The 24,398-nt window shown below is 67.1% G+C and carries 23 protein-coding genes and 1 pseudogene; 5 read left to right on the forward strand and 19 right to left on the reverse strand.

Annotated elements, in window-relative coordinates; translation table 11 throughout:
- Window positions 1-35: 35 nt before the first annotated feature.
- The 10 genes and pseudogenes from infA to IE00_RS20830 all read right to left on the reverse strand — a co-directional run.
- A complete protein-coding gene (gene infA, locus IE00_RS00560) occupies window positions 36-254 on the reverse strand; it encodes a translation initiation factor IF-1 (RefSeq protein ID WP_010397442.1) in 219 nt (72 codons plus the stop codon).
- An 87-nt stretch (window positions 255-341) separates the two neighbouring features.
- A complete protein-coding gene (locus tag IE00_RS00565; protein ID WP_072295122.1) occupies window positions 342-1,451 on the reverse strand; it encodes a FliM/FliN family flagellar motor C-terminal domain-containing protein in 1,110 nt (369 codons plus the stop codon).
- 61 nt (window positions 1,452-1,512) lie between these two features.
- A complete protein-coding gene (locus IE00_RS00570) occupies window positions 1,513-4,176 on the reverse strand; it encodes a sensor histidine kinase (RefSeq protein WP_072295123.1) in 2,664 nt (887 codons plus the stop codon).
- Window positions 4,166-4,477, reverse strand: a complete 312-nt coding sequence (locus IE00_RS00575; RefSeq protein ID WP_072295124.1) for a hypothetical protein — start codon at window positions 4,475-4,477, stop codon at window positions 4,166-4,168. The genes IE00_RS00570 and IE00_RS00575 overlap by 11 nt, the downstream gene beginning before the upstream one ends.
- Window positions 4,474-4,833 carry a response regulator transcription factor gene (locus IE00_RS00580; protein ID WP_072295125.1) on the reverse strand — a complete coding sequence of 120 codons (360 nt, stop codon included), beginning with the start codon at window positions 4,831-4,833 and terminating at the stop codon, window positions 4,474-4,476. Before IE00_RS00580 ends, IE00_RS00575 begins: the two co-directional genes overlap by 4 nt.
- Before the next feature lie 45 nt (window positions 4,834-4,878).
- Entirely contained in the window at window positions 4,879-6,183 is a 1,305-nt protein-coding gene (locus IE00_RS00585; RefSeq protein WP_072295126.1) for an XRE family transcriptional regulator, read from the reverse strand.
- Between the two features lie 36 nt (window positions 6,184-6,219).
- On the reverse strand, window positions 6,220-7,062 hold the full coding sequence (locus IE00_RS00590) for an ATP-binding protein (RefSeq protein WP_072295127.1): 843 nt from the start codon (window positions 7,060-7,062) through the stop codon (window positions 6,220-6,222).
- Window positions 7,059-7,934 (reverse strand): twin-arginine translocase subunit TatC, encoded by an 876-nt coding sequence (gene tatC / locus IE00_RS00595; protein WP_072295128.1) that lies wholly within the window; start codon window positions 7,932-7,934, stop codon window positions 7,059-7,061. Before tatC ends, IE00_RS00590 begins: the two co-directional genes overlap by 4 nt.
- 1 nt (window position 7,935) lies before the next feature.
- Window positions 7,936-8,415, reverse strand: a complete 480-nt coding sequence (gene tatB, locus IE00_RS00600) for a Sec-independent protein translocase protein TatB (protein WP_072295129.1) — start codon at window positions 8,413-8,415, stop codon at window positions 7,936-7,938.
- Window positions 8,416-8,538: 123 nt separating this feature from the next.
- Window positions 8,539-8,781, reverse strand: a pseudogene (locus IE00_RS20830) (twin-arginine translocase TatA/TatE family subunit); the annotation flags it as partial.
- 159 nt (window positions 8,782-8,940) lie between these two features.
- On the opposite strand from IE00_RS20830, the gene IE00_RS00610 reads away from it, so the two are divergent.
- The 3 genes from IE00_RS00610 (at window position 8,941) to IE00_RS00620 (ending at window position 10,796) form a co-directional block, all read left to right on the forward strand.
- On the forward strand, window positions 8,941-9,573 hold the full coding sequence (locus IE00_RS00610; protein WP_072295130.1) for a MarC family protein: 633 nt from the start codon (window positions 8,941-8,943) through the stop codon (window positions 9,571-9,573).
- Window positions 9,570-10,142, forward strand: a complete 573-nt coding sequence (locus tag IE00_RS00615) for a TIGR02281 family clan AA aspartic protease (RefSeq protein ID WP_072295131.1) — start codon at window positions 9,570-9,572, stop codon at window positions 10,140-10,142. The genes IE00_RS00610 and IE00_RS00615 overlap by 4 nt, the downstream gene beginning before the upstream one ends.
- A 168-nt stretch (window positions 10,143-10,310) precedes the next feature.
- The gene (locus IE00_RS00620) at window positions 10,311-10,796 is read left to right on the forward strand and encodes a MarR family winged helix-turn-helix transcriptional regulator (protein WP_072295132.1); all 486 of its coding nucleotides are present in this window, start codon (window positions 10,311-10,313) and stop codon (window positions 10,794-10,796) included.
- Here the strand turns inward: IE00_RS00620 and IE00_RS00625 are convergent.
- The 9 genes from IE00_RS00625 to ggt form a co-directional block, all read right to left on the reverse strand.
- A complete protein-coding gene (locus tag IE00_RS00625) occupies window positions 10,763-13,057 on the reverse strand; it encodes an FdhF/YdeP family oxidoreductase (protein ID WP_072295133.1) in 2,295 nt (764 codons plus the stop codon). The two genes, IE00_RS00620 and IE00_RS00625, sit on opposite strands and share 34 nt — an antisense overlap.
- Window positions 13,058-13,120: 63 nt before the next feature.
- The gene (locus tag IE00_RS00630) at window positions 13,121-15,328 is read right to left on the reverse strand and encodes a xanthine dehydrogenase family protein molybdopterin-binding subunit (protein ID WP_072295134.1); all 2,208 of its coding nucleotides are present in this window, start codon (window positions 15,326-15,328) and stop codon (window positions 13,121-13,123) included.
- A 3-nt stretch (window positions 15,329-15,331) separates the two neighbouring features.
- Window positions 15,332-16,294, reverse strand: a complete 963-nt coding sequence (locus IE00_RS00635; protein ID WP_072295135.1) for a xanthine dehydrogenase family protein subunit M — start codon at window positions 16,292-16,294, stop codon at window positions 15,332-15,334.
- The gene (locus IE00_RS00640; protein WP_072295611.1) at window positions 16,291-16,815 is read right to left on the reverse strand and encodes a 2Fe-2S iron-sulfur cluster-binding protein; all 525 of its coding nucleotides are present in this window, start codon (window positions 16,813-16,815) and stop codon (window positions 16,291-16,293) included. The genes IE00_RS00635 and IE00_RS00640 overlap by 4 nt, the downstream gene beginning before the upstream one ends.
- Before the next feature lie 74 nt (window positions 16,816-16,889).
- A complete protein-coding gene (locus IE00_RS00645; protein WP_072295136.1) occupies window positions 16,890-17,930 on the reverse strand; it encodes an HlyD family secretion protein in 1,041 nt (346 codons plus the stop codon).
- Entirely contained in the window at window positions 17,927-19,615 is a 1,689-nt protein-coding gene (locus IE00_RS00650; RefSeq protein ID WP_072295137.1) for an MFS transporter, read from the reverse strand. The genes IE00_RS00645 and IE00_RS00650 overlap by 4 nt, the downstream gene beginning before the upstream one ends.
- Entirely contained in the window at window positions 19,612-20,055 is a 444-nt protein-coding gene (locus tag IE00_RS00655) for a MarR family winged helix-turn-helix transcriptional regulator (protein ID WP_240493755.1), read from the reverse strand. Before IE00_RS00655 ends, IE00_RS00650 begins: the two co-directional genes overlap by 4 nt.
- Before the next feature lie 117 nt (window positions 20,056-20,172).
- Entirely contained in the window at window positions 20,173-21,159 is a 987-nt protein-coding gene (locus IE00_RS00660) for a bile acid:sodium symporter family protein (protein ID WP_072295138.1), read from the reverse strand.
- Between the two features lie 17 nt (window positions 21,160-21,176).
- Complete coding sequence (gene ggt, locus IE00_RS00665) at window positions 21,177-22,781, reverse strand: gamma-glutamyltransferase (RefSeq protein ID WP_240493756.1); 1,605 nt, start codon at window positions 22,779-22,781, stop codon at window positions 21,177-21,179.
- A gap of 63 nt (window positions 22,782-22,844) precedes the next feature.
- Between ggt and IE00_RS00670 the strand changes: the two genes are divergently transcribed.
- Window positions 22,845-23,480 (forward strand): GntR family transcriptional regulator, encoded by a 636-nt coding sequence (locus tag IE00_RS00670; RefSeq protein WP_072295140.1) that lies wholly within the window; start codon window positions 22,845-22,847, stop codon window positions 23,478-23,480.
- Window positions 23,481-23,536: 56 nt separating this feature from the next.
- Window positions 23,537-24,313, forward strand: coding sequence for an inositol monophosphatase family protein (locus tag IE00_RS00675; RefSeq protein WP_072295141.1), 777 nt, complete (start codon window positions 23,537-23,539; stop codon window positions 24,311-24,313).
- Window positions 24,314-24,398: the final 85 nt, after the last annotated feature.

Genomic DNA, 24,398 nt, shown 5'->3' on the forward strand with positions numbered 1-24,398 from the left:
CTCCGTTGGTGGCATCAGCCGTCGCGATGGACGGCTTACTTGAAGCGGTAATTGATCCGCCCCTTGGTCAGGTCATAGGTGTTCATCTCAACCTGAACCTTGTCGCCCGCCAGAACGCGGATGCGGTTCTTGCGCATCTTGCCTGCCATATGTGCGATGATCTCATGGCCGTTTTCAAGCTCGACCCGGAATGTCGCATTAGGCAGGAGTTCTTTCACGACGCCGGGGAATTCGAGCATTTCTTCCTTGGCCATGGTCACTCCATACTTGGCATCCCGCAGGATTCGGGACCGCTGTTAGATGCGTCCGGAACGCGCAGATTTCAAGGCTAAAGCGTCATATCACCGGGCTTGACGGTGGATCGTTGCGTTTTCGACGGTGTCGCGGGCCGCCGCAAGAGCGGTTCCGGGCCGGAAAGGGTCCGGCCGGGCAAGATCCGCAGGCGGCTCGGGCATGGTCACGGATGGCATGGCGGGCGGCATTTCCGCGGTTGGGGACGCATCGCGGGCGCGCAGGCGGATGGCGTGGCACCCCTCCGCCTCGCCAAATTTGCCCGCCGCCAGGACCTGGCCATCGGCGGTTTCCAACCGGGCATCGGTCAGACAGGCGCGCGGCAGTTGCAGCACCCGTCCCGGCGCCAGCGCGCGCAGTTCCGCCAGCGAAACCTTGCGTCGGCACAAAACGCCCACCACCTCGACCGAGGCTTGCTGCATCGGCGCGCCCAAGGTTGGCTTGGCGACCGCGGGAACCGGTGCCGCGACCGGCACAGGGGCCGCGATCGGTTGCGGCTTGGGGGCGGTTTCCTTCTTCGCCTGCGGCAGAACCAGCAGCACCTGGCCCTCGCGCGTATCCGACCCGCCCATGCGCAGATCGAAGGTCAGGCTCCGCAGGGGCTTGTCCTCCAGCATCAGCGAAAGGGGGCGCGGATCGTCCAGCGCGGTCAGGAAGCGGTACCCGGCGATGCCCTGAAAGCCGTCCATGCCCTGCGTTTCCGCCGCCAGTTCGGTCAGCAGCATGTTGATGAAATCGGCGCAAAGCGTCGCGTCGCTGCGGGTCGGGCGACGGCGTTCCAGAATGCGTGCGGTGACGCGCCCAAGGGCCTGAACCTCGATTAGGCTGGCGACCGTCTGCGGACATAGCGTGATCGCGCCCAGGTTTTCCCCCGGCCCCTGCAGCATCACCACCAAGGGCAGTTCGGGCAGCATTTCAGGCAGTTCGGCCAGCGTCATCACGCCCTGTTCGACCTGGACCGACGGGATCGCCAGCCCGTAAAGCCGTTCGGCCGTGCGCCCGATGGCGGTGGCCGCCGCCTTGGCCGGGGTCTGGGGCGGGGCGGGCGGCAGGATGGGCGCACGAAGGGGCTCGGCCTGGCTGCGGCTGCGCAGCATCCGTCGCAGCACCCCGCCCGCCTGTTCACCCCTGTCATCGCTGCCTGCTTCTGCATTGGTCATGTCATGTCCGAATCACGCTGTCCCCTGGCCCTCACTCTGGCCCGTCAGGGTTGAGAAACGGTTAACCGGACCCCGGCCCGGCATCGGACCTGGCGGGGGGACGTTGCGGCAGCAAAATCCGGAAGGCCGCGCCCCCCTGCCCCGGCAGATAGGCGATGTCGCCGCCCAGGTTCAGCATGATCTCGCGGCAGATGGCCAGCCCCAGCCCCGCCCCCCCGGCACGCGCGGGGTCGTTCAGGCGGGCGAATTTCTCGAAGATCAGGGATTGGCGGCCGCTGTCGATGCCGCTGCCATTGTCGATCACGTCGATCACCGCCCCGCCCCCCTGCGGACGCTGGACACGGATGGTCAGGATGGGATGTTCGGCGTCGCAATATTTCCGCGCGTTGCTGATGACGTTGATCAGCACCTGCAGCAGGCGGTCGGCATCGGTGATCAGGCCCAGATGTTCGGATGGCAGGTCGCGATCGATCAGAAAGCCCCGTTCGGGTCGGGTGGCCGATGCCGCGGTGACGGCCCGCGTGATCAGGTCATGCAGGTTCACCACCGAAATCGTCAGCTGCGCCCGCCCGCTTTCCAGAACCGACAGGTCCAGCAGGTCGTCCAGCAGTCGCGTCAGGCGGCCCGCCTCCTGGTGGATGATGCCTGCAAAGCGCTGCCGGTCGGCATCCTCCAGCTGCGGGTCCATCAGGATCTCGGAAAAGGCCCGGACGGAGGTCATCGGCGTGCGCAATTCGTGGCTGATCTGGCTGAGGAACGCGTCCTTCTGGACCGACAGCGCGGTCAGCTTGTCATTGGCCTGATGCAGCTGGCGGGCGGTGCGGGCCAATTCGGCGCGGGCGGCCTCCAGGCGTTGGGTCTCCTCCTTGGCGCGCTGCGCTTCGTCGGCAACCTGCAGCAGGTCCGCCACCGTCAGGGCAACACCCCCCGCCACGCGGTCGATCATCGCATGGGCCGTCGCGGCCCCGATGGACCCCGCCAGCCGCCTCTCCAGCCCGGTCAGGAAACTGGGCGTCAGGTCGGGCAGATAGCCGGTCTTGCCCTGCGCCCGCGCCTCGGCCTGGAAATGGCGCAGGGCGGCGTCGGGACCCCAGATGCGACGGGCCATGGCCAGCAGCGGCTCGGCCCGGTCGTCGGCGCGGTTGGTGCGGCTGTGGCGCAGGGGTTCGATCGCGCTGACGAAGGAAAGGCCCTGGAACCGTTCGACCGGGTCGGGAAAGCCAAAGATCGACACCCCCACGAAGGCCAGCGTGTTCACCGCCAGCGACAGGGCAACGGCCACGGTCCAGGGGTCCATCCCCGGCAGCACCGGCAGATCGCCCCCCACCCCGACCGAGGGCAGAAAGATCAGCCCCATCCACAGCGCGAACCCTGCCCCGATCCCGGCATAGGCGCCCTTGCGGTTGGCGCCGCGCCACAACAGCCCGCCGACCATCGCGGGCAGGACCTGCGCCATGCCGCTGAACGCCACCAGCCCCATCGCGGCCAGCGCCGCAGCCCCGCCCGACGCCTGGTGATAGACCCAACCTGCCGCCACCACAGCCAGGATCGCCAGCCGCCGGGCGTTCAGGACAAAGCCGCGCAGATCGTCGGTATCCTCGCTGGCGGGAATGCGGCGAAGCGCCAGCCAGGCGGGGACCAGCCAGTGGTTCGACACCATCGTGGCCACCGCGATGGCGCAGACGACCACCATCGACGTCGCCGCCGAAAACCCGCCCAGAAAGACCAACAGCGCCAGCAGGTCCTGTCCCGCCGCCGCGGGAAGCGTCAGGACATAAAGGTCGGGATTGGCGCTGGCCGGCATCAGTTCGCGCCCCATCACGGCGATGGGCAGCACGAAAAGCGACATGGCGAACAGATAGGCCGGAAAGGCCCAGCCCGCGACATGCAGGCGTTCCTCGTCGGCGGCCTCGACGACCAGCACCTGGAACATTCGCGGCAGGGTCAGGATCGCGGCCCCCGACACGACGATCAGCGCCGTCCAGCGGTCTGGCTTCAGCAGCCATCCCTGCTGGACGCCGGGGTCCATGCTGGCGCGGTTGATGCGGGCCAGCATGTCCAACGGGCCGTCGGCCAGCCCCCAGATCACGAAGACGCCAAGGGCGATGAAGGCGGCCAGCTTGACGATCGCCTCCAGCGCGATGGCCGTGACGACCCCGTGGTGGCGTTCGTCGGCGGCCAGGTTGCGCGTGCCGAACAGGATGGTGAAGACTGCCAGCCCCGCCGCCACCCACAGCGCCGTGCCGCCAAGCGCGTCCGACCCGCCCATGCCGCGCGGATCGGTGGCAAAGACCTCGAACGACAGGCGCACCGATTGCAGCTGCAGGGCGACATAGGGCGTAGCCGCGATCACCGCGATCAGCGTCACCAGGGCGGCCAGCCGGTTCGACTTGCCGAAACGCGCCGACACCAGATCCGCGACCGAGGTGACGTGATGCATCCGCGCCACCCGCACCAACCGCCTGAGGCCCCACCAGGCGCCGCAAAAGACGATGGTCGGCCCCAGATAGATGGTCACGAACTCCAGCCCCGACCGCGAGGCATAGCCGACCGCCCCGTAAAAGGTCCAAGCCGAGCAATAGACCGACAACGACAGCGTATAGACCAGCGGATGGTCCAGCCAGCGCACCCGCCCCCGCGCCGCTGCGCGGTCGGCGGCATAGGCGACGGCGAACATCAGCGCCACATAGGCCAGGCAGGCGAGGACCAGACCCTCAAACGGCATCGGGGTCGCGGGTCCTGTCGCGGGGCGCATCGGCGGGGTGCAGGGGGTCCTGGCTGGCGCGCAGGGTCGCGGCCTCGGACCGCAGCAGGGCGCGGTGCAGCAGCCAGACCGCGACGATCAGCACCGCCCATGTGCCAAAGATCCAGACCGCCCCCGCCGCATAGGACAGGCTGACGGGCGACCACCAGACCGGCAGCAGCATCAGCAGCATCGCCAGCACCGGCAGGACCCGCGCCGCATCGCCCAGCCTGCGCCTGCGGAACGAGGCGCGTTCCAGGAACAGCGGGCGGTCGCCGGTCATCCCAGCATCCGGCGCACCAGCGCGCGCAGATCGGCATTGTCGAAGGGCTTGGACAGGATCTGGTCGGCCTGCGCGGCGGCGTCGCCCACTTGGCCCCGCGCGGTCAGCATCAGCACCGGCGTCGCGGCAAGGCCAGCGTCCGGGTCGGCGCGCAGATCGGCCAGCACCTCGGCCCCCGACCGGTTGGGCAGCATCAGGTCCAGAATCAGCACGCGGGGGCGGTGGTTGCGGATCGCCTCGATGGCGCCCGCCCCGTCGGCATGCAGGGCCACCCGCCATCCTTCGCGCGACAGGATGAAGCGCACCGCCTCGGCGATGTTGACCTCATCCTCGATCATCAGGATGTCCTGCTGCATCCGGCCCGCTCCTCCCCAGTTCAAGACGGCGGATAATGGGCCGGATCACAAGCCCGTGTCAAAGGTCCCGTTGGGTCGTTCCACCAGGACCGGTTGCGGGACCAGGATCGAGGGTTCCCGCCTTGCGGGGCAAGCCGCCCGCGAACAGATCCGGCAGGCCGGTCCGATGGCAAGGGCATCCGCCGCAATGGGGCCGTCGATGGGGGTGAACAGCATCTGGGCGGTGGTCAGCACCGGCCCGGTTACGCCCCCCGGCTGGCTGCGCGTCGCATGGCTGAGCGTGCGGAACCCGCGCCCGTCCGGCGTGACCACGTCACGCGACAGGGCCACCTGCGGCACCGCCAGCGCCTGATAGAGCGGCAGCAACCCGCAGCTGTCGCCCGGTCGCGGCAGCGGAAAGCCCGGCGCGGCGCGGCGCAGGGTCAGCGCCCCCGACCCGTCGCAGACCAGCAGGCCGGCCCCTTCAAAGCCCGCGGGCCGCAGATCGGCCAGACGGCGCATCACCAGGTCCAGCGGCATCTCCAGTCGCGCGGCCAGCCGCACTGGGTCGGCGCGGGCCTCGGGATTGGTCACGGCCTCGGCCAGGATCTGGTCGGGCAGGATGTCGCGATCGGCGTTCAGCCCGCTTTCCAGCCGCCGCGCCATCCCGCGCGCCGCGTCCGAGGCCAGTTCGGCGGCATCGGATGCGCCCGCGGCCAGCCAGGCCTCGACCTCTTCCTGGGGGGTGGCGGCGCTGCCCTCGGCCTCGAAGCTGTCCAGATAGGCGACCAGCGCCTGCGCGGTCAGGGACAGGCGCTGGCTGTCTTCGTGCAGGTTGCTGTGGAAGCGGCGGCGCCATTCGGGCGAAATCTCGCCCTCCTCGACCAGGATCGCGGCGGTCGAGCGGACAGCGGTGACCGCTGACAGCACCTCGTGCAGCGTGGTCAGCAGATAGGGGTCCTGCGTCATGCGGTCCGACAGGTCCACCAGCTGGCGTTCCAGCCCCCCGGCCCGCCGCGCATGCGCGATCAGCAGCTGGCCCCAGCCCGGAAACCGCGCCAGCAGCTCGGTCACCTGATCCAGTTCGGGGCTGAGACCCGCCGCGACGGGATGGGCGGCGGCCTCGCGCAGGGCCGCGATGCGGACTTCCTCGCGTCCTTCGGCCAGCTCCTCGGCGGGAACGTCCAGCTCCTCGGCTAGGCGCGCGACCAGATCGGCGCTGACGGGGCGGCGGTTGTGTTCGATCAAATTCAGATAGGCCGGCGAGATCCCGACCGCGCGCGCGATGTCGGCCTGCCTGCGCGACAGCGACAGGCGGCGTTCACGAATACGGGTGCCCGTCAGGACGGTCGGCGTGCTGCGTTCATTCATGAAACGGATGTTAGCACGACCCCATATCGCCGCGCATTATACTGCGACATCGTGTCGCCCAGCCAGATCCACAAAGAATTGCCACGCCACGCGCCCCGAACGCGACCCGCGCGTGGCCTGCCATTCGATCGCCTCGGCGCGCAGCTGATCGGGGTCGATGCGCAAGCCATAGGCCGCACAATATCCCGCGATCATCGCCAGATAATCGTCCTGGTCGCAGGGATGAAAGCCCAGCCACAGCCCGAAACGATCCGACAGGGATACCTTTTCCTCGACCGCCTCGCCGGGGTGGATGGCGCTGGCGCGTTCATTGTCGATCATGTCGCGCGGCATCAGGTGGCGACGGTTCGATGTCGCGTAAAGCAGGACGTTGGCCGGTCGCCCGCTGATCCCGCCATCCAGTACCGCCTTCAGCGATTTGTATTGCGTGTCGTCATGGCTGAAGGACAGGTCGTCGGCAAACAGCAGGAAATACCGCCCCGTCGCACGCCCCAGGATCGACAGCAGCCGCCCGACCGAGGACAGATCCTCGCGCGCGATCTCGACCAGCGAGAGCGGCAGGCCGCGGGCCACGCATTCCGCATGAACGGCCTTGACCAAAGACGATTTCCCCATCCCCCGCGCGCCCCACAGCAAGGCGTTATTCGCGCCATAGCCGCGCGCGAATTGCAGGGTGTTGGCCAGAAGCGTGGTCTTGGACCGCTCGATGCCGACCAGCTGGGCCAGATCGACCCGGTCGACGACCGGGACGGGCTGCAGGCGGTCGGGATCGGTGTGCCAGACAAAGGCATCCGCCTTGGTGAAGTCGGGCGATGGAACGGGCGGCGGGGCCAGCCGTTCCAGCGCATCCGCGATCCGGTCAAGCGGCGGACGGGTCACGCGTCATCCTCATCGTCCACCCACAGGCCCTGGGCGCGCAGTTCAGCCTCGCGCTTCCGCTCGATGCGGCGCACCAGCTGGATCGAGATCTCGTAGAGACCATAGACCACGGTGAACAGCACCACCTGCGAAATCACATCCGGCGGCGTTGCGATCGCGGCAAGAACCAGAATCGCCAGCACCGCGTAACGGCGCACCGATCCCAGCCCCGCGGCCGAAACCAGCCCCGCGCGCCCCATCAGGGTCAGCAGCACCGGCAGCTGGAAGCTGAGACCGAAAGCCAAAATGAACTTGGTCGTCAGCGACAGGTATTCATCGACAGAACCCTGGAAGACGATCGCCGCCAAGGGACTGTCGGCCGGAACCCCCGGCGGCACGGCGGCACCGTCATCGGGCAGCTTCAGCGGCCCCTGCTGGAAGCCCAGGAAGAAATCATAGGCCATCGGCAGGATGACGTAATAGGCAAAGGCCGCCCCGATAAAGAACATCACGGGCGAGGCCACCAGGAACGGCAGGAAGGCCGCCTTTTCATTGCGGTAAAGCCCCGGCGCCACGAAACGCCACATCTGATAGGCGATGATCGGGAAGGCCAGCACGAAGCCCCCCAACAACGAGATCCGCACCGCCACGAAGAAGCCTTCCTGCAGCTTCAGCAGGATCAGCCCGCATTCCTGGTTGCGGCTTTCCAGCGCGTGGCAAATGGGCTGCGTCAGGAAGTTGTAGATGGGGTTCCAGACCGTATAGCAGATCACCATCGCCGCGATGAAGGCGACCATCGACCAGATGATCCGGGTGCGCAGCTCGGCCAGATGCTCGATCAGCGGGGCCGAGCTGTCATCCGGATTGTCATCGGGTTGGGTCTTGCTGGCCAATTCAATCGTCTTTCATGTCAGAGCGGCGCACCGCGTGCAGCTGGCGCTGCGGCGCCTCGGACGCTGGCGCGGCCTGCGGTTCAACGCCGGGGGCGACGTCGGATTTGACGGCGGTTTGGACGTCGGACGCAGGCGCGGGGGCGGCCGGGTCGGGAACGGGCGCCATGGGCGCGCTTTTCTGGGGGGTGGGACGCTTGGGGTCCCATTTCTCGAACTTTTCGGTCGCGCGGTCCAGCGCGTCCAACCCAAGCGATTTCTTCGAGGCCAGGTTCTTGACGTCGCGCAGCGAATTCGCCGCCTCGTCCAGTCCGGACCCCTTGGCCGCATCCTCCATGGCCGAGGTGAATTCACGGGCCATGCCACGCGCACGGGCGGTCAGGCGCCCCAGCGTGTGGAACAGGTGCGGCAGATCCTTGGGACCGACCACGATCAGGGCGACGACGCCGATCAGCAGCAGTTCGGTCCAGCCGATGTCCAACATAGGGGACGTGCCTTTCCGGGCTTAGCTGCGGTCGGGGGTGTTCGGGGTCGTGGTCGTCCCTGCGGGCGTGGTGTGGCCTGCGGGCGTGGTGTGGCCTGCGGGCGTGGTCTGGCCTGCGGGCGTGGTGTGGGGCGTCACGTCGCGTGCGGTTTCGCCCGGAACGGCGCGGGGCGTGACGGGGCGTTCGGTCCCCTGTTCGTCGGCGGCCGATTCGATTTCGTCGGTGCCTTCCTTGATGCCCTTCTTGAACGAGGTGATGCCCTTGCCGACCTCACCCATCAGGGACGAGATCTTGCCGCGTCCGAACAGGACCAGGACGACGACCGCGATCAGAAGAAGGCCCGGAAGGCCGATATTGTTCAGCATGACAGACTCCAATGCAGGGTGGTCCGGCCACCCGCGCCCGATATTTAGGCCCATGGGCCAGGAATGCAAAGCCCTTTCGGGTCAGGTTGCGATACCGTTACATCACGCAAGCGCCACGGCGGCGCTTGGCAGCCGTGCCGCGCCGGGTGATAAGGGCGCATGGATATGGCCACTTACATCACCGCCTTCGTCACGCTTTTCGTGATCATCGACCCCATCGGCCTGGCGCCGATCTTCATCGCGCTGACGCTGGACATGGACGCGGCCCAACGGCGCCGCATCGGGCTGCGCGCGCTGTGCATCGCCGCGATCCTGCTGACGCTGTTCGGGCTGGCGGGCGATGCCATCCTGTCGGGCATCGGCATCTCGATTTCGGCCTTCCGCATCGCGGGGGGGCTGCTGCTGTTCCTGACCGCGCTGGACATGCTGTTCGAACGCCGCACCGAACGCCGCGAAGGCAAGGCCGACGAGGAGGAGATCGCCCACGATCCCACGCATGACCCTTCGGTCTTTCCGCTGGCCATGCCGCTGCTGGCGGGGCCGGGTGCGCTGGCCTCGATGATCCTGCTGGTGGGCCAGGGCGAAGGGGTGGCCCATGTGCTGATGGTCCATCTGGTGATGCTGTCGGTGCTGGCCATCGCGATGGTGCTGTTCATGCTGGCGACACCCCTGGCCCGCGGTCTGGGACGCACAGGGACGATGGTCGTCACGCGGCTTCTGGGCATGCTGCTGGCGGCGCTCTCGGTCCAGTTCGTCATCGACGGGCTGCAGGGATCGGGATTGTTCGGATGAGCCCCGACGACATCGCCCGGCTGGCCTTCTATGTGCTGCTGCTGGTGGTGATCGGCGGGGCGATGTTGTTCGAACTGTCGGGACGGGGCGGACGCACCCTGCGCCAGATGCTGGTCTGGGTGGTGATCTTTGCCGGCGTGGCGCTTGGGGCCGATTGGTACATGTCCGCCACCGCCCCCCGCCAGCAGGTCCTGGACGAAGGCACCCGGATCGAGATCCCCGCCGGCCAGGGCGGCCATTTCCACCTTCAGGCGGTGCTGAACGGCACGCCGCTGAACTTCATCGTCGATACCGGCGCGACGCATATCGCCCTCAGCCGCCGTGATGCCGCAGCCATCGGGCTGGACCCCGACCGCCTGAGCTTTGGCGGCGCGGCGGTCACCGCGAACGGGCGCGTCCGCACCGCCGCGGTGACCATCGACAGCTTCGCGATCGGCGACACTGTCGAGCGCGACATTCCGGCCGTGGTCATCGACAGCGAATTGCAGGATTCGCTGCTGGGCATGTCCTATCTGCGCCGTTTCACCACGATCAGCTTTCAGGGCGACACGCTGATCCTGGAACGCTAGGGCCCCCCGTTTCGCCTGTCGGCAGAACACGGCCTCAGGGCGCGGCGCGTTCCGGCCCGTCGTCCCGAACCTGTCTTTCGCAGGCACGGTCAAAGGTGATACCTGCCCCAATGTTCAATTGTATGTTCATAATGAAAAGGCTTATCCTTGGACGAAACTGGGGAAAAAATGGACAACGATCCACTGCTGGCGCACCTGCTGAATTCTGACCTCAAGGAATTGCTGTCGATCAGCCATATCGTGCTGGCCAACAGCCAGGTCACGAACCGCCATATCGAACGCCATTACGACATGCCGGTGCAGTGCTGGTCGACGCTCTATGTCGTCGTGCTGTCGCCGGGTCTGCGGGCGCGGGATGTGATGCGGGTCTTTCCTCGGCCCCAGAACACGGTCAGCCGCGCCGTCAACCTGCTGGAAAGCCGCGGCCTGATCGTGCAGCGCCCCTCATCCGAGGATGGACGCGCCAAACAGCTGTTCCCCACCACGAAGGGCATCGCCCTGTCCGAAGACATCCGCGTCGCCGCCCTGAAGCGGCAGGCCGAGATCTTTGGCGTGCTGACCGCGGATGAAAGGGCCACTTTGCTGACCCTTTGCCACAAGGTGGTGTCGAACCCCGGCCTCTACCGATCCGAGGCGATGCCCGACGGCGACTGATCCGCGACGATCCGCACCGGAATGCCCTTGCTGGCGGGCGTGTCCGAAACCATGTCGTGGCGGTCCAGCGGCGATAGCGGGTTCAGTTCGGGGAAATAACCGGCGATGCATCCGCGCGGCAGGTCATAGGGGATGACCCGCAGCCCCGCCACTTGGCGGGCATCGCCATCCGCACCGCGCAGGGTGATGCGTTCTTCGGCCTGGATGCCCAACTCCCGCATGTCCTCGGGTGACATCATCACCAGCATCCGGTCGCCCTCGATCCCGCGCAGACGGTCGGACATGCCATAGATGGTAGTGTTGAACTGGTCGTTCGACCGCAGGGTCATCAGGCGGAACAGGTCGGCCCCGTCGCCCAGGCCCGTGGCATCCAGATCGCGCGGCACGGTGAAATTGGCGCGGCCGGTATCGGTCTGCCAGTCGCGTTCCCGCGCGGGGTTGCCGCGATAGAACCCGCCGGGCTGGGTCATGCGGGTTTCGAAATCATGGAAGTCGTCGGGATAGGTCGCCTCGATCAGGGACCGGATGCGGGCGTAATCGGCGGTCCAGTCGGCCCAGGCCAGCTTGGGGTTCGCGTCAAGCGTCGCCTCTGCCAAGGCCGCGACGATCGCCACTTCGGATTTCAGATGCTCGGCCGCCGGGCTGCGCTTGCCGGTCGAGGCGTGGATATGGCTGAAGCTGTCCTCGATGGTGACCTGCTGGTTGACGCCGTCCTGCATGTCCTCCTCGGCCCGGACCAGGCAGGGCAAAATCCATGATGACTGGCCCGGCATCAGATGCGTGCGGTTCAGCCGGGTCGCGATATGCACGGTCAGCGGCATCCGCCCCCAGGCCTGCGCCACGCGATCCTGGTCGGGGACGGCACGGGCCAGGTTGCCCCCCAGCCCCACAAAGCCCTGCGCCCTGCCCTCCAGCAAGGCCCGCACGAAGGCGGTGGTGTTCCATCCCTCCTCGCTTGGCGGCTCGATGCCGAACAGGTCGCGCAGGGTGTCGTTGGGCACCAGTTCAGGCTTTTCGGTGATGCCGACGGTGCGCTGCCCCTGCACGTTCGAATGCCCGCGCACCGGCGAACAGCCCGCCCCCTTCCGCCCGATATTGCCGCGCAGCAGCAACAGGTTCACCAGGGCGCCGATGGCGTCCGATCCGTGGACATGCTGCGTCAGCCCCATGCCATAAACGCCGATCACGGCCTTGGACCGGGCATAGCAGACCGCCGTGTGCTGCATCTGCTGGCGGGTCAGGCCGCTGACCCGTTCCAGCCGGGTCCAATCGGTCGCCGCGACCCAGTCCATCCAGTCCTGCAGACCGTGGCAATGCCGGGTCAAGAAATCGTGGTCCAGAACGCCGCCTTCGGTCTCCTCCAGTTCCAGCACATGCTTGGCGATGCCGGTCAGCGCGGCGATGTCGCCGCCAGTGCGCACCTGCAGATAGCTGTCGGCGATTTCGGTCGGCGCGCCTACGGTCATCTGCAGCGGGCTTTGCGGATTGGCGAATTCCAGCAGGCCCTTTTCACGCAGCGGGTTCATCGCGACGATGTGGCAGCCACGCTTGGCGGCCTGCTGCAAGGGATGCAGCATGCGGGGGCTGTTGGTGCCGGGGTTCTGGCCGACATGCAGGATCATGTCGCAATGTTCGAAATCTTCCAGCACGCAGGTGCCGACGGGCGACCCGATCACCTGCTTCAACCCGACCGAGGTCGTCTCGTGGCACATGTTGGAGCTGTCGGGCAGGTTCGTGTGGCCATAGGACCGCGCGAACAGCGCATAGAGATAGGACGCCTCCAAGCCTGCCTTGCCGGATGCATAGAAGGTGACCTTTTTCGGGTCCAGCCGGCGCAGTTCCGCGCCGATCGCCTCGCAGGCCTCCTGCCAGGTGGTCTCGACATAGCGGTCCTGATCGGCGTCATAGCGCATCGGATGGGTCAGGCGCCCTTGGCGTTCCAGATCGTATTCGGACCAGGTGACCAATTCCGACACCGTGTGACGGGCAAAGAAATCCGGCCCGCAGCGCGCCGTGGTCAGATCCCACAGCGTCGCCTTGGCGCCGTTTTCGCAGAATTCCGCGGCATGGGGCTGGGCTGGCTTGCCCCAGGCGCAGGAACTGCACATCGTCCCGCCGGCCTTGTTCTGATGGGCCAGCGTTTCCAGCGCGCCCGGACCTGCCTTGGCCACGTGCCCGACGGCGGCCATTCCCTTGGCGGACCCCCATCCCCCGACCGGTCCATCATATTCGGCAATCCGGGGCAGGTCATCATGGCTCATGGGAAAGGTCCTTCGTCGCTGATGGTAAATGGGCGGCGGGACCTTCGCCCCGCCGCCCTTGGATCATTTCGCCGTCTGGAACGGGTCCGGCAGTTCCGCCAGCACCTTGTCGGGCGTCATCGGGAAGCTGCGCAACCGAACCCCGCAGGCGTTGTAGATCGCGTTCGAGATCGCGCCAGCCGCACCGCAGATGCCCAATTCGCCGACGCCCTTGGCCTGGATGGGCGATGCGACGGGGTCGCGTTCCTCGACGAAGATCACCTCCATCGGGGGAATGTCGCGATGGACGGGGACGTGATATTCGGCCAGGTCGTGGTTGACCAGGTGACCGTCGCGTTCATCGAAGGCCAGCTCCTCGGTCAGGGCGCTGCCGATGCCCCAGACCATGCCGCCCAGGCATTGCGACCGCGCGGTCTTTTCGTTCAGCACCCGGCCGATGCCAAAGGCACCGGTCATGCGGCGCAGGCGCGTTTCGCCGGTGAAGGCGTTGACCGCGACCTCGACGAAGAAGGCACCATAGGTCGCCTGCTGATGGCTGTTCGACGTCTTGCCCGGCTTGATCTGGCCGATCTTGGCGATGTCGCCCGTCAGCAAATCGGTGACGTCGCGCGGTTCGATCCCTTCGGCCCAGGCCTTGCCGTCCTGCAGCTGCAGGTCGTCGGGGCGACATTTCAGACGTCCCGCCAGAACCGAACGGATCGCCTCGCAGGCCCGGAAGACCGCCGAACCCGTCGAGGCCGCGCCGAAGCTGCCGCCCGACCCCGCACCCGACGGCAGGCTGCTATCACCCAGCTCGACCGTGGTGCGGTCGATGGGCTGGCCCAGCATCTCGGCCGCGATCTGGCCCAGGATGGCATAGCTGCCAGTGCCGATATCGGTCTGGTCGCTTTGCACCAGCACCGAGCCGTCGGCCCGCATCGTCACGCGCGCCTGCGCCGGCATGATCATGTTGACCCGCGCCGCCGAGGCCATGCCCGTGCCGATCCACCATTCGCCTTCGCGGCGCTGACAGGGTTTGCGGGCACCCTTGTCCCAGCCAAAGGCCTTGGCGCCCGCATCCAGCGCCTCGGCCAGCTTGCGCGAAGCATAGGGCGTATCTTCGCCCGGCACGGTCGCGGGGATGTTGCGCTTGCGCAGTTCGACCGGATCGATGTCCATCTTGCAGGCCAGTTCGTCCATGGCCGCTTCCAGCACCTGCATGCCCACGGCCTCGCCCGGTGCGCGCACCGAACCCGCCGTCACCCGGCAGATGCGGGCCAGTTCCACCGCAAGGCGGCGGTTTTCCCCGGCATAGAGGAATTGCGTCGCCTGCACGACCGGCTCGGCAAAGCTTTCCTCGGGCAGGTTGCTGACCCAAGCCTCGTGGCCCAGGGCCGACAGGCGACCCTTGGCATCGGCACCCAGACGCACGCGCTGCTTGCTTTCCGAACGGCGCATGATGATCTCGAAGACCTGCTGGCGGGACAGCACGACCCGCACCGGGCGGCCCAGATCGCGCGCGGCGACGGCTGCCGCGATGGCGTCATGCGAAATGCCCAGCTTGGAGCCGAAGCCGCCACCGACATAGGGCGACATGATCTTGACGTTGCGCGACGCCACGCCAAGGCTGTCGGACAGTTCCTTGATGTTATTGCGCAGCATCTGGAAGCTGCCCCACAGGGTCAGCTTGTCGCCATCCCATTCCGCGATCGAAGCGTGCGGTTCCATCGCGGCGCTGGCATGGCCGGGGGTGGTATAGGTCACGTCCAGCGTATGGGCCATCTGCGCCATCGTGGCTTCGATGTCGCCGCTTTCGATCGGCTCGGATCCCGGCTCGGTCTCCTGGCCTTCGGGGCTGAAGGGAACGGCGTCGGTTTCCTCGTAATCGATGCGCAGGGCCTTGGCGGCGGCGGTGGCCTGTTCAAAGGTCTCGGCCACGACCAGCGCCACGGGCTGCATCGGGAAATCGACGATCTGCACGTCCTGCTTGGGGGCCTCGGCGGCCATGCCCTGGGCCGCGCGGCGCAGCATGGCGTCCGCGGCATAGACGCCAAGCACGCCCGGCATGGCCAGAACCTCGTCGCGATGGATCGCGGTGACGCGACCCTGGCTGATGGTCGCGCCGACCAGAACCCCTTCGGCACAGTTGGGGCGCTGATATTCGGCGGCATAGGTGGCCTGGCCCGCGACCTTCAGGGGGCCCTCGGGGCGATCAAGGGGCTTGCCGATCACGCCTTGGCGGGTCTGGTCCAGCATGTTGCGCTGGTCTGGGCGGTCATATGTTCCGAACATCCGTCACACTCCCGTGGCTTCGGCCAGCACCGCCGCAAGGGTGCGGCGCGCCAGAGGGATCTTGAAATCGTTGGCACCATGGCCCTGCGCGTTTTCCAAGAGCAGGTCGGCGGCCTTGTCGAACAGCGCGGGCGACGGTGTCTCGCCGGTCAGCAGCTCCTCGATGCGGGGATCGTGCCAAGGCTTGTGGGCCAGGCTGCCGAAGGCCAGCTGCGCATGGGCGATGCGGCCCTGATCCGTCCGGATCACCGCAGCCACCGACACCAGCGCAAAGGCATAGGAGGCACGGTCGCGCACCTTGCGATAGATATGCTGGCCCTCGACGGGGGCCGGCAGGGTGACGCCGGTGATGACCTCGCCGGGTTGCAGGATGTTCTCATGCTGGGGGGCATCGCCCGGCAGCACATGGAAATCGCGGACGCGGACGGTGCGGGCATCGCCGCGACCGGCGATCACGACCTGCGCGTCCAGCGCCGACAGCGCCACCGCCATGTCGCCCGGATAGGTGGCGATGCAGGCATCCGAAGCGCCCAGAATGGCGTGGATGCGGTTGAAGCCGCCCTTGGCGGCACAGCCCGTCCCCGGTTCGCGCTTGTTGCAGGGCGACTGGTTGTCCATGAAGTAACCGCAACGGGTCCGCTGACACAGGTTGCCGCCCGTGGTGGCCTTGTTGCGCAACTGCGGGCTGGCACCCGCCAGGATCGCCTTGGCCAAAAGCGGCCAGTCCTTGCGGACGCGGTTGTCGGCCGCACAGTCGGAATTGGTGACCAACGCGCCGATGCGCAGCCCGTCGCCTTCGGGTTCGATCAGGTCCAGGCCGATGCGGTTGATGTCCAGCAGGGCGTCGGGGGTCTCGACCTCCAGCTTCATCAGGTCCAGCAGGTTCGTGCCCCCGGCGATCAGCTTGGCGTCGGAACCGACGGCATCGGGCAGATCGGCGGCGCGGGCATAGTCAAAGGCCTTCATGATGCCACCTCTTTGCCCATCGCGTCCTTGATGGCGGCGATGATGTTGTCATAAGCGCCACAGCGGCACAGGTTGCCGCTCATGCGTTCGCGCAGTTCGTCGTCGCTGGGGACAGGGTTCGAGGCGACGTCTTCCGTCAGCGCGCTTGGCCAGTCGGCCTTCAGCTCCTCGATCATGGCGGCGGCGGAACAGATCTGGCCGGGCGTGCAATAGCCGCACTGATAGCCGTCATGCTCGACGAAGGCCTTCTGCAGAGCCGACAGCTTGTCGGGCATGCCGATGCCTTCGATGGTGGTCACCTCGTCGCCGTCATGCATGACGGCAAGCGAAAGGCAGGAATTCACGCGGCGGCCATTGACGTGGACGGTGCAGGCCCCGCATTGGCCGTGATCGCAACCCTTCTTGGTTCCCGTCATGCCCAGTTCAAGGCGCAGGAAATCCAGAAGGGTGCGGCGCGGGTCGCCATTGTAATCGTGATAGGTGCCGTTGACGGCAATCCTGGCTGCGGGTGTGTGCGCCATGTTGGGCTCCTTGAACCGCTTTTGCTGGGTCAGGGGCAACGTGGCGCACAGCCTAGGGTTCCTTGGCCGACAGGTTAAAGATCGGGGTCCCTCTCGGCGCGCACGATCACGGACATTCCGGGGCGCAGCTTGTCCGCTCCGTCCTGGCCGTCATCGATGGACAGGCGCACCGGAAGGCGCTGCGCGATCTTGGTGAAATTGCCCGTCGCGTTCGTTCCCGACAGCAGGCTGTATTCCGATGCCGTCGCCGGCGAAAACGACTGGACCTTGCCGGTGAAGCGGCGGTCCTGCAGCGCGTCCACGGTAAAGCTGATCGTCTCGCCCTCGGTCAGGCCGGTCAGGTTCGTCTCACGGAAATTGGCGATGACCCACAGCTCGGTGCCGACATGGGACACCAGCGCGGTGCCCGGCGTGACGTATTGCCCCACCCTGACGGAAACCTGCCCCAGATGCCCGTCGGTGGGCGCGTGGATGATGGTGTTTTCCAGGTCGATGCGGGCCAGTTCGACCGCGGCTTCGGCGCTGGTGATGTCGGCACGGCGGGCATCCAGCGCTACCTTGGCCGATCGGATGGTCTCGGTCTGGACGTCCAGCTGCGCTTCGGCCTGGGCCTGGGCCGCCAGGGCCTGTTGCAGCGCCAGCTGGGCCTGGTCAGTCGAGGATTGCGAGGTCACGCCCCGGTCCAGCAGCCGACCCGAACGATCCGCCTCGGACCGTGCGGTTTCCAGGCCCGATGCGGCCGCCTCGACCGAGGCCTGGTTGGCGCGGGCCGATGCTTCGGATGACACGATGGTCTGTTCGGCCACCTTCAGTGCGGCATGGGCGGCCTGCAGCTGCGCCTCGGCCTGGGCCAGCTTCTGGCGGGGGATGCGGTCGTCGATGCGCGCGATCACGTCGCCCGCCTTGACGGTGTCGAAATCCTGCACCTCGACCGCGGCGACATAGCCCGAGACCTGCGGCGCGATCGTGGTGACCTTGCCGCGCAGATAGGCGTTCTGCGTCGTGGGCACCGAGGATTGGAACGGCGGCAGATGCCAGGCGAACAGCAACAGCATGACGCCCGCGATCCCAAGGACCAGGGCGATGGCAGTCGGCAGAAGGTTTTCTTTTTTCATGGTTTTGCCCCTGGAATGTCGGTTTGGGCCCGGCGGGCCATCAGGTCGCGCAGCAGATGCAGCAGCAGCATCGCCGCCGCGATCAGCGCCACGAAGGCGGTCAGAAGATAGGCGTCGTCATAGGCCCGGACCCAGGCTTCGGCCGATGCCGATTGCACGACCTGGCTGGTGGCCTGCGCGACGCGCGCGCCGGCATCGGAAATCTGGCCGGACAGCGATGCCGCGCCGCCTGCGATGGCCTGCATGGTCTGCGGATCGCTGGCGGTCAGCTGTTCGGTCAGGCTTTGCATGTGAAAGGCCTGCCGATGCGTGGTGAAGGTCGAGAACAGCCCCGACCCCAGCACCCCGCCAAGGGTCTGGGACGAGATGAAGATGATGACGAAGGACAGCAGGTATTGCGGCCCCTTGGCCAGCGCGATCAGCAGGCCCGACAGCATCGCGGGCGGAATGAACAGCATGCTGGCAAAGCTGACCAGCGCCTGCGACACGATCATCTGCATGGGCCGGGTCAGAGTGCTGGACTGGCTGTCCAGCCAGGACGCGAAGGCGATGATCAGCAGCGCGATCAGGTGGAACCACGGCACGCGGGTGGGCCGCATCCAGGCCACGCAGGCCAGGCCGCCCATCAGGCTGGCCAGGAAGATGATGGCGAACAGCGTCGTCATCTGATCGGGCGCGACGCCCAGCACCGCGAACATCTTGGGCGCACCGGCCGCCTGTTCGGACAGGATCAGGCGGAACAGGAACAGCGTCGCCGTCAGGTGCAGGATGGCGGGCGATGCCAGCCAGCGGATGTCCAGCAGCGGCGCCTTGCGGTTCAGTTCGGTGATGACGCCCAGGACAAGCGCGGTGAAGCCCAGGATCAGCATCCAGCCGATCCACGCCATGTCGGTCCAGTAGTAGATCGGTCCCATGACAAAGGCCGCGATCAGCCCGCCGAAACCGATGGTGATCAGCCCGAAGCTGAGGAAATCCATCCGCTCGATCACCTTCATGCGCGGGATCGGGCGCAGCGGCAGGAAGAACACCAGCATCAGCGACACCATCGCCAGCCCCAGCCCGGTCAGGTGCACCCAGAAGAAGCCCCCGTCCCCGATCAGCACCGGCGAGACGACGCGCGCGATGGTCGTGCCGCCCAGCAGCACCGTCAGCGCCATCGGCAGGCCCAGGCGCATCTTCCATTCCGGGGCCAGCGCCTCCAGCATGTAAAGAAAGCCCAGCGTGGACAGCGGGGCCGCCGCCGCCCCCGACAGCACCTGCACCACCAGAGCCGAGCGGAAATCGGTGATCCAGACCGAGGCGAAGGCCACGATCACATAGACGACGATCCCCAGTTCCGCGAAACGGCGCAGACCGTATTGAGTGCGCACCTTGATCAGCAGCACCGGCAGCGCCGCCCGCGGGATGGTATAGGCGATATAGAGCCAGGCCGATGTCGCCGTCGTCACCCCCAGATCGCCCGCGAGGGGCCCCAGGTTCGTCACGACAAAACCCTGCTGCAGCCCCTGCGACAGGGCGATGACCGCCGCCGCCAGCATATAGGCGACCGCCCAGCGGAACGGCAGCGGCGGATGACCGGCGGGCTGGGCGGCAGGTTGTGCGGACGCGGCAACCGCCTGCGCGTCGGGCTGGTCAGAGCTTGGCTGGGCGGAGGCTGGCTGGTCGGGGGCTGGCTGGTTGCTCATGTCCGGTCCAGATCCTGAATGTTCCGGGTGATCTGGTGCAGAACGCCGGTTGCCTGATCCAGATCCCTGTCGGGAATGCCCTTCAGGATCTCGCGGCGCAGGCGCATGGTGAACTCGACGATCTCGGCGTCGCGCCCGCGATCGGTCAGGAACAGCGCGTTCTTGCGGCCGTCCCCTTCCAAGGGCGCGCGCAGGATGAAGCCGTCCGCCACCAGCGCGTCGATCTGACGCTTGAGCGTCGGGGATTCGATGGCCAGATCGGCGGCCAGTTCGGTCTGGGTGATGCCTTCGTTCCGGGCCAGCGTCGTCAGGACCCGGGCGCGCGACAGCGTCAGCCCCATGTCCCGCGCCCGCCGGTCATAGGACCGGCGCATGTCGCGCATCAGGTGCAGGATCACGTCCAGGATCTGATGGGTCTGGTCTTCTTCGGGGCGGGGCACGGGATCTCCTGTCGCTGGTTGATTAGCCAGCTAAGTAGATTGCCCCACTCGGTCAACACCCGCGCCCCGAAAAAATTGCACGTCATGCAAATCGCGAATGGCCGGGTTGCGCGGCGGTCAGGCCACCAGCGCCTGTTCCTGGTTCCGGCGCGCGCTGTGCTGGGCGATCATCGCGCAGACCAGCAGCTGCGACATGTGATAGACCAGCACCGGCAACACGGTCGCCCCCACCGTTTCGGGCGGGAACAGCGCCGCCGCGATGGGCAGCCCCGACGCCAGGCTTTTGGTCGATCCGCAGAAGAACAGGACGGCGCGATCCTCTATTGGCAGGCGGAAGACGCGCCCTGCCCCGACCATCAGTCCGAAGATGATGGCCAGAAAGACCAGCATGACCGCGATCAGCGCCAGCAACGCCGCCGGAGGGATCGATGCCCAGAGCCCCGACACCGTCCCCGCGCTGAAGGCCGAATAGACGATCAGCAGGATCGCGCCCCGGTCCACGATCAGCGTCAGCGTCTTGCGCGACTTGACGAAGCCGCCGACCCAGGGACGCAGGATCTGCCCCGCCACGAAGGGCAGCAGGATCTGGCTGCCGATGCGCAGCACGGCGTCCAGGCTGACGCCTCCATCCCCGGCATGCAGCACCAGCGCCACCAGCGTGGGGGTCAGCACCACGCCGATCAGGTTCGACAGCGACGCCGCGCAGATGGCCGCCGGCACATTGCCCCCCGCCATGCTGACGAAGGCGATCGAGGATTGCACCGTCGAGGGCAGCACCGACAGGAACAGCAGCCCCATCGTCACCTGCGGCCCCAGCAGATCCCCGAAGACCGCCGCCATCAAGAGCCCGGTCAGCGGGAACATCAGATAGGTCGCAAGGAATGTCAGCCCCTGCAGCCGCCAGTTCAGCATCCCCGCCTTGACCGAAGAAGGGTCCAGCTTGGCGCCATAGAGGAAGAACAGCAGCGCCACCGCCCAATAGGTGACCTGCGACAGCGCATCCGCCGCGATGCCCTTGGCGGGCAGCAGCAGCCCCAGGAAGACGGTGCCCAGCAGCATCAGCATATAGCTGTCGATGCCGATCCGTTTCAGAAATCGTGTCATGCGGTGATCTCCTGTCCTCAGTATCCCAGGGCCATGCCATCCTTGCGGCTGTCGGACCCACCCTCCAGCAGGCCGGTATCGGCACGGATGCGGATCGCCTGCGCCCCGCCCATGGGCGATGTCAGCACATTGATGACATGGCCGCGCGCCGCCAGGTCGTCGCGCACCGCCTGCGGCAGCGTCGGTTCGACATTCAGCCGGCCTTCGGTCGCAAAGCTGCGCGGTTCGTCCATGGCCGCCTGCAGGTCCAGCCCGCGGTCGATCACCGCCGATAGGAAGGCCGCGTGCCCCGTCGCCTGATATTGCCCGCCCATCACGCCGAAGGGCATCACCGTGCGGCCGCCTTGGGTGACCATGCCGGGAATGATCGTGTGCATGGGGCGCTTGCCCGGCGCGATGGCGTTCGGATGGCCGGGGATCAGGCGGAAGGACGCGCCGCGGCTTTGGAACAGCACCCCCGTCGCGGGGTCCAACCGGGTCGAGCCGAAGCCGTGGAAGATCGAGTTGATGAACGAGATGGCGTTGCCTTGTTCATCCACCACGCACAGATAGATGGTGTCCTTGTGTTCGGGTTCGTCCCACAGGGCGGGCGGCATGGCGCGCGTCATGTCGATCCGCGCCCGCAGCGCCGCGATGGCGGGTTCCGACAGCAGGGTTTCGGCCAGCGCCGCGCAATGGTCCGGGTCGCCCAGCAATGCGTCGCGGTGGTGATAGGCCAGCTTGGTCGCCTCGGCCTGCAGGTGGATGCGGTCGGCGGGGGACATGGTCGCGATGTCGAAACCCTCGATGATCTTCAGGATCAGCAGGGCCGCCAGCCCCTGCCCGTTCGGCGGGCATTCATGGACATCAAACCCGCGATAGGATGCGCTGACCGGTTCGACCCATTCCGCCCCATCCGTGGCATCGGCGAAATCCTGTTCGCTGTGCAATCCGCCAAGGCTGCGCAGATGCGCCACCATCCGCGCCGCCGTCGGCCCCTGATAAAAGGCGCATGCGCCATGGGCGGCGATCTCCTCCAACCGGTCGGCCAGCAGGGGCTGGGCATGGCGCGACCCGGCAACGGGGGGCTTGCCATCCGGCAGGAACAGCGCCGCCGCATGGTCGTCACCCGCCACCTGCGCGGCGGCTTCGGCCCAGTCCTGGGCCACGCGCGGCGTCACCGGGTAACCGTTGCGGGCATGATCGATGGCCGGCGCGAACAGCTGCGCCAGTGGCAGCGAACCGTGATCGGCATGCAGGCGGCACCAGGCGGCGATAGCGCCGGGGATGGTCACCGCATGTGCGCTGTCCTGGGGGATGTGATCGGTCAGGCCCGCATCCTTCAGCGCATCGATCGTGGCGGCGGCGGGGGCGCGGCCCGATCCGTTCAGCGCCATGACCTTGCCACCCGCGGGCGCATAAAGCGCAAAGCAATCGCCCCCGATGCCGGTCATCAGCGGATCGACCACGGCCTGCACGGCGCTGGCGGCGATCGCGGCATCGACGGCGTTTCCACCCTGCGACAGCACCGCCAGCCCCGCAGCCGTCGCCAGCGGATGCGAGGTCGCCACCATTGCCTTGCCCGCATAGTTCGAGGGCCTGCGCCCCGAAAGGAAATCGAAACCGTGCATCTGGAACCTCATGGCATTGCGCTTGTCACTTGTATACATATCTTACGAACAGGAATACAATCAACGGAAGTCGCCATGACCGCCAAACGATCCGCCGACCAGATCCATGCCGCCCTGTCCGCGCAGATCGTCGCCGGACAGCTGCGCCCCGGCGACCCCTTGGGCGAAACCGTTCTGGCGGGCCGATTTTCCCTGTCGCGCACCCCGGTGCGCGAGGCGCTGCAGCGTCTTGCCGCCGAAGGGCTGGTCGAACGCGGCCCCCGTCGCGCCTTTGTCGTGCGGCAGATGACCCCCGAGGCGCTGCGCGATCTTTTCGAAGCCTTGGGCGAGATCGAGGCCCTGTGCGCGGGTCTGGCCGCGCAGCGCATGACCGCCATCGCCCGCGCGGAACTGGCCCGGACCATCGATCAGGACAGCGGCGACCATGCCGGCTATGCGGTGCTGAACGCACAATTCCACGACGCCCTGCGTCATGGTGCGGGCAACCGGGTGCTGGCCGGGATGCTGGACGACCTGAACCGCCGCAGCCTGCCGTGGCGCAACGCCCAGTTCCAGACCAGCGCCCGCCGGATGGAAAGCTCGCGCCGCGAACACCGCGCCATCCTGCAGGCCATCATGGCGCAGGATGGCGACCGCGCCGCCGGCCTGATGCGCGACCACATGGCAACGTCCCTGGCGGTGGTGCTGCGCATGATCGCCGAAAGACCCTGAAACCACCCCGGCCCCGCGACGTTCTGCATCTTTGCTCCGACCGAAAGGCCCCCTGCGTGACCCTGGAAACCGACCTGAACACCGCCACCCTGGCCGCAAAACAGGCCGGAGACCTGCTGCTGCGGCATTGGCATGACCGCGGCAGTCTGACGATCGACGAAAAGCGCCCCGGTGATTTCGTCTCGCAGGCCGATCACGGCGCCGAGGCGCTGCTGCGCGATCGCCTGCTCCAGCCCGGCGACGGCTGGCTGGGCGAGGAGACGGACCAGATCCAGGGCAGCCGCCGCTGGATCGTCGATCCCCTGGACGGCACCACGAATTTTCTGCGCGGGATCGATCAATGGGCGGTGTCGGTCGCGCTGGAACAGGACGGCAAGCTGGTCCTGGGCGTGGTCCACGACGCCTGCAGATCCCAGACCTTCAGCGCCATCGCAGGTGGCCCCTTGCTGCTGAACGGTCAGCCCGTCACGCAGCCACCCGTGCCCGCCTTCCACAATTGCCTGTTCGGCACCGGGCTGCCCTTTGGCAACATGCCCCATATCCCCGACCATGCGCAGGATCTGTGCCGGGTGCTGCCCCATTCGGCCGGGGTGCGGCGGATGGGCGCGGCGGCGCTGGATCTCGCCTATGTCGCGGCGGGGCGGCTCGACGGGTTCTGGGAACGCACCCTGCGCCCCTGGGATATCGCCGCCGGCCTAGTGCTGCTGCGCGCTGCCGCCTGCCAGGTCGAGGGATGGTCGCCGGGCGAGGCCCCCGAACGGACGGGCACCGTCATCACCGCGCGAACACCACATTTCGATCGCTTTGCCAAGCTGTTGCGCGACGGGTCCTAGAAAGCGGCGCCGTCGCGACAAACCGCCACATGGATTGACGGCGCGGGAACTTGGCACGATCCGGGACGTTCGCTTTTTCGTGACC

Source organism: Paracoccus sp. SM22M-07, assembly GCF_001887735.1.
Lineage (GTDB): Bacteria > Pseudomonadota > Alphaproteobacteria > Rhodobacterales > Rhodobacteraceae > Paracoccus.

Bases quoted from the DNA above. Each gene is read 5' to 3' on its own strand.
- IE00_RS00610 (WP_072295130.1), top strand. From the start codon at position 8,941: ATGGATATGGCCACTTACATCACCGCCTTCGTCACGCTTTTCGTGATC.
- IE00_RS00645 (WP_072295136.1), bottom strand. From the start codon at position 17,930: ATGAAAAAAGAAAACCTTCTGCCGACTGCCATCGCCCTGGTCCTTGGG.
- IE00_RS00650 (WP_072295137.1), bottom strand. From the start codon at position 19,615: ATGAGCAACCAGCCAGCCCCCGACCAGCCAGCCTCCGCCCAGCCAAGC.
- infA (WP_010397442.1), bottom strand. From the start codon at position 254: ATGGCCAAGGAAGAAATGCTCGAATTCCCCGGCGTCGTGAAAGAACTC.
- IE00_RS00670 (WP_072295140.1), top strand. From the start codon at position 22,845: ATGACCGCCAAACGATCCGCCGACCAGATCCATGCCGCCCTGTCCGCG.
- IE00_RS00565 (WP_072295122.1), bottom strand. From the start codon at position 1,451: ATGACCAATGCAGAAGCAGGCAGCGATGACAGGGGTGAACAGGCGGGC.
- IE00_RS00625 (WP_072295133.1), bottom strand. From the start codon at position 13,057: ATGAGCCATGATGACCTGCCCCGGATTGCCGAATATGATGGACCGGTC.
- IE00_RS00660 (WP_072295138.1), bottom strand. From the start codon at position 21,159: ATGACACGATTTCTGAAACGGATCGGCATCGACAGCTATATGCTGATG.
- IE00_RS00640 (WP_072295611.1), bottom strand. From the start codon at position 16,815: ATGGCGCACACACCCGCAGCCAGGATTGCCGTCAACGGCACCTATCAC.
- IE00_RS00615 (WP_072295131.1), top strand. From the start codon at position 9,570: ATGAGCCCCGACGACATCGCCCGGCTGGCCTTCTATGTGCTGCTGCTG.
- IE00_RS00635 (WP_072295135.1), bottom strand. From the start codon at position 16,294: ATGAAGGCCTTTGACTATGCCCGCGCCGCCGATCTGCCCGATGCCGTC.
- ggt (WP_240493756.1), bottom strand. From the start codon at position 22,781: ATGAGGTTCCAGATGCACGGTTTCGATTTCCTTTCGGGGCGCAGGCCC.
- IE00_RS00585 (WP_072295126.1), bottom strand. From the start codon at position 6,183: ATGAATGAACGCAGCACGCCGACCGTCCTGACGGGCACCCGTATTCGT.
- IE00_RS00620 (WP_072295132.1), top strand. From the start codon at position 10,311: ATGGACAACGATCCACTGCTGGCGCACCTGCTGAATTCTGACCTCAAG.
- IE00_RS00580 (WP_072295125.1), bottom strand. From the start codon at position 4,833: ATGCAGCAGGACATCCTGATGATCGAGGATGAGGTCAACATCGCCGAG.
- IE00_RS00575 (WP_072295124.1), bottom strand. From the start codon at position 4,477: ATGACCGGCGACCGCCCGCTGTTCCTGGAACGCGCCTCGTTCCGCAGG.
- IE00_RS00630 (WP_072295134.1), bottom strand. From the start codon at position 15,328: ATGTTCGGAACATATGACCGCCCAGACCAGCGCAACATGCTGGACCAG.
- IE00_RS00570 (WP_072295123.1), bottom strand. From the start codon at position 4,176: ATGCCGTTTGAGGGTCTGGTCCTCGCCTGCCTGGCCTATGTGGCGCTG.
- tatB (WP_072295129.1), bottom strand. From the start codon at position 8,415: ATGTTGGACATCGGCTGGACCGAACTGCTGCTGATCGGCGTCGTCGCC.